4 protein-coding genes and 2 pseudogenes are annotated in these 7,071 nt (G+C 63.7%); 2 read left to right on the top strand and 4 right to left on the bottom strand.

Translation table 11 applies throughout. The features are described from left to right. Nucleotides 1-800 (bottom strand): annotated as a pseudogene (locus FJ980_RS28760) (urea ABC transporter permease subunit UrtB); the annotation flags it as partial. Nucleotides 801-981: 181 nt separating this feature from the next. Beyond that, nucleotides 982-2,292: an urea ABC transporter substrate-binding protein gene (gene urtA / locus FJ980_RS28755; protein WP_140547027.1), complete on the bottom strand. Its 1,311-nt coding sequence runs from the start codon at nt 2,290-2,292 to the stop codon at nt 982-984. 305 nt (nt 2,293-2,597) lie between these two features. Here urtA and FJ980_RS28750 point away from each other — a divergent pair, with 305 nt between their 5' ends. Next, the gene (locus FJ980_RS28750) at nt 2,598-2,987 is read left to right on the top strand and encodes a hypothetical protein (protein WP_140547026.1); all 390 of its coding nucleotides are present in this window, start codon (nt 2,598-2,600) and stop codon (nt 2,985-2,987) included. Nucleotides 2,988-2,996: 9 nt separating this feature from the next. Here the strand turns inward: FJ980_RS28750 and FJ980_RS28745 are convergent, their stop codons facing one another. Continuing rightward, nucleotides 2,997-3,704, bottom strand: coding sequence for a DeoD-type purine-nucleoside phosphorylase (locus FJ980_RS28745; RefSeq protein ID WP_140547025.1), 708 nt, complete (start codon nt 3,702-3,704; stop codon nt 2,997-2,999). A gap of 104 nt (nt 3,705-3,808) precedes the next feature. After that, nucleotides 3,809-6,394: an ATP-binding protein gene (locus FJ980_RS28740; protein WP_140547024.1), complete on the bottom strand. Its 2,586-nt coding sequence runs from the start codon at nt 6,392-6,394 to the stop codon at nt 3,809-3,811. A gap of 212 nt (nt 6,395-6,606) precedes the next feature. On the opposite strand from FJ980_RS28740, the pseudogene FJ980_RS28735 reads away from it, so the two are divergent. Continuing rightward, nucleotides 6,607-7,071: pseudogene (locus FJ980_RS28735) on the top strand (flagellar biosynthetic protein FliO); the annotation flags it as partial.

Genomic DNA, 7,071 nt, shown 5'->3' with positions numbered 1-7,071 from the left:
AAGGTGATGGCAAGCCCGATCGCCGCAAGCAGCAGCACCGATCCCAGCGAAATGCCGTACCAGATGTTCTGGCCGGCATCCCACACGGCCAGCGTCGCGTCGATCTTGCCGATCGCGGCGGTTGCCGCCTCCTTGACCGCGCCCTGGGCGTTCGCCTCAACTGAGGTGAGCAGCGAGAGCGCGTCGCGGTCGCCGCGGGCGGCGACGACCGAGATCGCTGCGAGCTTGTCGGCTTCGGGCTTGTCGGAAACCAGAACCGACGCCGCGCGCGCCTGCTCGAACAGGGCCCTGACGCCGGGATCGATTTCGGCGGCGATTGCGGCATCCAGCGGCTCGATGTTCGCCGCGTCGGGAGTCTTGAACATCGTCATTGCCGCGGCAAGACGCACGCTCGCGTCCCTGGCGCGTAAGGTCAGCGTGCCCAGCGCGTCGCGGATGACACGGCGCAGCCCGTTATTGACCTTGATCTTGGTGAGGTCGGCCTTGGCCGCTTCGGCGGCGTTCTCGCCGCTCAGCGGATCGAGCAGCTCGATGTTGTCGCCGCTCTCCTTGCCGACAAAAACCTGGGAATCGGCCTTGCGGATGTAGAGATTGCCGTCGGCCAGCGCCGAAAGCGGCCGCTCTACCGCCGGATCGCCGCTCGCCGCAAGCTCGCGCACGACGGCCTCGGTAGCCGAGAAGCCGGTTGCAGCCGCGAATTTGCCGATCGATGCGCGAAGGTCGGCCTCAGCCGCCTTCGACGGCATCAGTCCAGCCATCGTCAGCAGCAACATCAGACCAATTGCGCGCAGCAGCAGCATTGTCGTCTTCAAGCAGCTTTCTCAAGCAATTCCAGGAAAAGTGTGAAGCGGTTTTCCGTCCGGAATTGCGCAAAACTAGGTTTCGGGATCTTGCCCGGGCGGGTCAGGAACCTGCCCGGGCTGCGGTCTCGGATCGCGGGGCCACTCCGCGATCCGACAGACCTGGGATAACGGACCGGGATCAGTTGGTGCCCTTGCCGCCGCACTTTCCGGTGGCGACGTTGAAGTTGCCGCAGGACAGAGGCGCGCGCCAATCCGAGATCAGGTCCTTGGAATCCGGCAGGTAGTCGGACCATTCGTCGCCCATGACGAGGCCGGGCGTTTGCGAAACGGTCTCGAACTGGCCGTCGGCCTGGATCTCGCCGATCAGCACCGGCTTGGTGATGTGGTGGTTCGGCATCATCGTCGAGTAGCCGCCGGTCAGGTTCGGCACCGAAACGCCGACCATGGCATCGATGACCTTGTCCGGATCGGTGGTGCCGGCCTTCTCGACCGCCTTCACCCACATGTTGAAGCCGATATAGTGGGCTTCCATCGGATCGTTGGTGGTGCGCTTGTCGTTCTTGATGAACTTGTGCCACTCGTCGATGAACTTCTTGTTCGCCGGCGTGTCGATGCTTTCGAAGTAGTTCCAGGCGGCGAGATGGCCGACCAGCGGCCCGGTGTCGAGACCGGCCAATTCTTCCTCGCCGACCGAGAAGGCCATGACCGGAATGTCCTCGGCCTTGACGCCCTGGTTGCCGAGCTCTTTGTAGAACGGCACGTTGGCGTCGCCGTTGACGGTCGACACCACGGCCGTCTTCTTGCCGGCCGAGCCGAATTTCTTGATCGCCGAGACCTCGGTCTGCCAGTCGGAGAAGCCGAACGGCGTGTAGTTGACCATGATGTCCTCGGCCGGCACGCCCTTCGACTTGAGATAGGCTTCGAGGATCTTGTTGGTGGTGCGAGGATAGACATAGTCGGTGCCTTCAAGCACCCAGCGCTTCACCGAGCCGCCGTCGGCGCTCATCAGGTAATCGACGGCCGGAATGGCCTGCTGGTTCGGCGCCGCACCGGTGTAGAAGACGTTGCGCTCGCTCTCCTCGCCCTCATACTGGACCGGGTAGAACAGGATGTTGTCGAGTTCCGAGAACACCGGCAGCACCGATTTGCGCGACACCGAGGTCCAGCAGCCGAACACGGCGGCGACCTTGTCCTTGGAAATCAGCTCGCGCGCCTTTTCGGCGAAGAGCGGCCAGTTGGACGCAGGGTCGACGACCACGGCTTCCAGTTTCTTGCCGAGCAGGCCGCCCTTGGCGTTTTGCTCGTCGATCAGCATCAGCATGACGTCTTTCAGCGTCGTCTCCGAAATCGCCATGGTCCCCGACAGCGAATGGAGGATACCGACCTTGATCGTGTCTTCAGCCGCCTTGGCGGAAGCTGAAGCCAGCAGACCGGCCGCGACGACGGCGGCGGACAGGATTTTTGTTATTTTCGCGAAGTTACCCCTCATATGACACACTCCCAAGCTGGTTGTTTTGCATCGCAATATTAGCGGTGCAAGCGACGTGCCAGATAGGAATGCGCTGAACTGATTTCGCGATAATGCAGTGATTACAGTCGGTTATCGATAGCCGCGCAACTGTCGCCTCTACTGCAACGCGGCAGGATTGAGAAAAGTTTACGCATCGCTGCCTAGATTTTGCCCAAATTGTAAAAATGCCTATGATTTCACCACATGGGCAAGGATAGCTTCGTCGGCCCTGTTGCGGGCTCATGGCGAAATGGGGCAAGGTCGCCGTGCAAACGAGCGACGTCATGGCCCTGCGAACAATCCTGAGTTTCCTGCTTCTTATGTCCGCCGCCGGCGGCGCCCGCGCCGATTTCGCCGACGGCAAGCTTCCTGATGGCGTCTATCACTGCGAGGTCTACCTGCTCGGCCTGTTCCTCAACCTCGGCGACATCACCATCAAGGGCAGCCTCTACAGCGGCCCGGTAACCTTCGGCGTCGCGCCGCCACCTTACAATTACCAGATGAATCCCAATGGCGAGATCACCTGGCTCGGTCCGCTCGGCGGCTACACCAGCGGCGGCAATTCGATCTCGATGACCCAGGCGACCTTGGATGACCCGAGCGGTCCTTCGTTCGACATCATCATGAAACAGCAGGACGGCGCCTTCACAGCTTCGACCTGCACCAAAAGATAGCCCTAAAATCTAGCTCTCGGCTGCGACTTCGAGCGCCAGCCGGGTCATGTCTGTGAAAAGCGCCTGGCGCTCCGAATAGTCGGTCAATTCACCGGTGGCGACATGATCGACGACGGTCAGCAGCGACAGCGCTCGCGCGCCGAACTGCGCCGCAATCCGATAGAGCGCGCTGGTTTCCATATCGACGGCCAACGCCCCAAGCGCCATCGGCTCGTCAAACCGAGCGCGGCCGTCGGGATGATGAAACAGGTCGCTGCAGATCGTCAGACCCGCGCGGCAGGCTATGCCGAGATCGGCCGCACGTCGCAGCGCCAGCGCCTGGAGCGCCTGGTCCGGTCCCGCCGGCTGGTAAAGGCCGAAGACCTGTCCGCTGATTGCACTCTCCGCCCGCACTTCGCTGGAGATGACAACGCCGCGCAGGGGTACGTCTTCCGACAATCCGCCGCATGTGCCGGTGCGGATCAGCGTTTTGACGCCGTAATGGTCCAACAGCTCAAAGGCATAAATCAGGAAAGACGACACCCCTATCCCGGTCGCCTGGATGCTGACCGGCTTGCCGCGGAACCTGCCGGTGAAACCCAGCGCGCCCCTTCGGCGGTTGACGCAACGCGGCGCCTCGAGAAAGGTTTCCGCCATCCATCGGGCGCGCTCGGGATCGCCCGGCAAGAGCGCCGTTTCGGCATAGTCCCCCCTCTCCGCCTCGATATGCGGCGTCACGCGCTATCACCCCTGATAGACCCATCCGGCGACCATCATGGCAGGACTGCCGCAATGCGCAAGCTCTGGCTTATTTAGGGCAACCCAGGGAAGCGCTGAACGCCCTAGGATTCCAGCACGTCCTTGACGATCGTCGCCAGTTGCTTGAGCGAGAACGGTTTCGGCAGGAAGCCGAAATGCGCCTCGGCCGGCAGGTTCTTCGCAAACGCGTCCTCGGCATAGCCCGAAACGAACACGAACTTGATGTCAGGCTGGCGTTTGCGCAGCTCGACGAGCAATGTCGGCCCGTCCATCTCCGGCATCACCACGTCGGACACCACGATATCGACCTTGCCGCCGAGCGCCTCGAACACTTCAAGCGCCTCGACGCCGGACGACGCCTCGTGCACGGTATAGCCGCGCGAGGTCAGCGCCCGCACACCGCCCATGCGCACGGCGTCTTCGTCCTCGACCAGAAGCACCGTGGCCGAGCCGGAAAGATCTTTCGCGGTGTCGGCGGTCTTGGCCGGAGCAGCCGCCGCTGTCGACGGCGCCTCGCCAGGCTCGGCCTGCTTCTTCACCTCGGCGATGTGGCGCGGCAGGAAGATACGGAACACCGTGCCCTTGCCGACTTCGGAATCGCAGAAGATGAAGCCGCCGGTCTGCTTGATGATGCCGTAGACCATCGACAGGCCGAGGCCGGTGCCCTTGCCCACTTCTTTGGTCGTGAAGAAGGGCTCGAAGATCTTCTTCAGCACGTCGGGCTCAATGCCGCTGCCGGTGTCCTCGACGTCGACGAGCACGTAGTCGGCCGGCGTCAATTCGCGGTAGGCGAAGGATTTGCACTCGTCGGCGGTGACGTTGCGGGTGCGCACGGTGAGGTCGCCGCCGCTCGGCATGGCGTCGCGCGCATTGACGGCGAGATTGACCACCACCTGCTCGAACTGGCCGATATCGACCTTGACCGGCCACAGGTCGCGGCCGTGGTCGATCTTAAGCTTGATGTCGTTGCCGACGAGGCGCGCGAGCAGCATCCTGAGATCGGCCAGAACATCGGTCAGGTTGAGTACTTCCGGCCGCAGCGTCTGCTTGCGCGAGAAGGCGAGCAATTGCCGCACGAGCGAGGCCGCCCGGTTGGCGTTCTGCTTGATATTCATGATGTCGGGGAAGGACGGGTCCGACGGCCGGTGGTTGGTCAAGAGAAGGTCGGACGCCATGATGATGGCGGTCAGCACGTTGTTGAAGTCGTGCGCGATACCGCCGGCGAGCTGGCCGACTGCCTGCATCTTCTGGCTCTGCGCCATCTGGCCCTCGAGCGCCTTCTGCTCGGTGGTCTCTACCGCATAGACGATCGCAGCCTCCTCGGCGCCTTCGCTGCCCGCGCTGTCGGCGACGGCATTGACGTAGAAGCGGATGTGGCGCTCCTCATTGCCGGGCAGGACGGAATCGATCGGCTCGATATTGGCCTGCCGCTGCCGCGCCTTCTCGAAGGCGGCGGCGAATGCCGGCCGGTCGCGCTCGTGGACGATGGTCTCGAACCGCACCCGCCGGTCGACGGCGTCGCGGTCGACCACGGACGAAAACAGCTGCAGGAACGGCGCGTTGGTGCGCAGGATGCGTCCGCTCGCATCGACGCCGGCAATGGCCATCGGCGTCGAGTTGAAGAAGCGGGTGAAGCGAACCTCGGAGGCCCGCAGCTCCGCGGAAGCGTCCTCGCCCTGGGTGCGGTTGAGCACGATCGTGCGGGTCGGGCCGTTCACGCCTTCGCGGCTTGCCGAAACCCGATGCATGAAGCGCACCGGCAGCGCCTGGCCGCTCATCGTGGTGAGATCGAGATCGATGACGGCGTTGCGGGTGGTACCGGGGTCGGCCTTGACCGAGCGGACCAGCGCCATGCCGTCGCCGGCGATGATTTCCGGCAGCGTGATGGCGCCCGGCGTGAAGGAGGCAAGGTCGATGCCCAGCCACTCGGCGAGCGTGGCGTTGATATAGGTGACGCGGCCTTCCTGGTCGGCCGAGAAGAATCCGGCCGGCGCATGGTCTAGATGGTCGATAGCTTTCTGCAGGTCGAGGAAGAAACGTTCCTGCTCCGCCCGTTCCTGCGAAATGTCGGCGAGCTGCCAGGCCAGCATCGGCAATCTTTGCCCGGGCATGCTGAAGGCGCGGGCGCGGGCGCGGTACCAGCGCGCGCCCGGCTCGGCGCCCGGCTTGATCGACTGCGCCAGCCGGAACTCGCCGTCGCCAGCCTGGCCGTCGCGCAGGCCCGACGCCAGCCGGTAGATCGTCATCGAGGCCTCGGGAACATCCGACAACAGCCCTTCGACGGTCTTGAGATCGGCGGCCGAGGCAGCGCCCGTCATCTCGGCATAGGCGCGGTTGGCGTAGACGACGCGGCCCTTGGTATCGGTGACCAGCAGGCCCTGCGACATGGAGTCGACGAAGGCTTTAGACAATTCGTCGCCGGTCGAACGCGGTGCGATCTGCACGAAGCCGATCGCGGTCGCGAACAGGAAGCCGACGCCGATCATGGCGAGCACGCCGAGCATGCCGAGCAGGAAAGGATCGCCGAGGCGCTCGCGGAAAAGTCCGAAGACGATCGCGGCGCCGGTCAAGACGACGATGAAGACGATGAGCCTGGTGACGGCGCCCGGACGCGTGTTCTGGTCGACGATCGGCACCGGATAGAAATCGCCGCGCGCTTCCTTGGCCATGGTCCCCCTGCTCGTGATTCCGGTGTCCGACGGGCACGGACGGCCGGTTGAATCACATTCTCCTGTAGCGGAAAAGGCCTCGGCGGCAAATGTCCGATAAAATCAACGATTCATGTTTCAAACTGTTCACGATGGGTGATGTGAACTTGCGGTCGCTGGTCCCAACGGTCTAGTGTCCCCTGACTTCAAAAGATGGCGATTGGGGTGCACCGATGCAGTGGCTGGATAATGTAGCGGGCCCGGGTTATGTCGCTGCAATCCTGTGGACGGTAGCGGCTCTCATCATGCTGGTTGTCGTCCTGCTCGCCATCAAGGTGGTCCGCAACCTGACGTTCGGCACCTTCGTCGCCGGCGGCAGGAACCGCAAGACGCGGCTTGCCGTGATGGATGCCACCGCTGTCGACAGCCATCGCCGGCTTGTCCTGGTGCGTCGCGACGACATCGAGCATCTGCTTTTGATCGGCGGCCCGACCGATGTCGTCGTCGAGCGTGACATCCGCCTTTCTGCGCCACGCCGTCCCGCGCTGACCGGAGATGGCGGTTCGCAGCAGCCTGTCGCGGTGGCAAAGCCGCGTGCGCCTCAGCCCACCCCGGCGCCGGCGAGACAGGCACCTGCTCCGCAGCCGGTGAGTGCAGCGCCTCCCGCCCGCCAGCGCGCTCCGGAGCCGGTGCCGAAG

Source organism: Mesorhizobium sp. B1-1-5 (genome assembly GCF_006443065.1).
GTDB lineage: Bacteria > Pseudomonadota > Alphaproteobacteria > Rhizobiales > Rhizobiaceae > Mesorhizobium.
The sequence above is the reverse complement of the archived record's forward strand: the minus strand, read 5'-3'. Positions and strand labels throughout refer to the sequence as shown.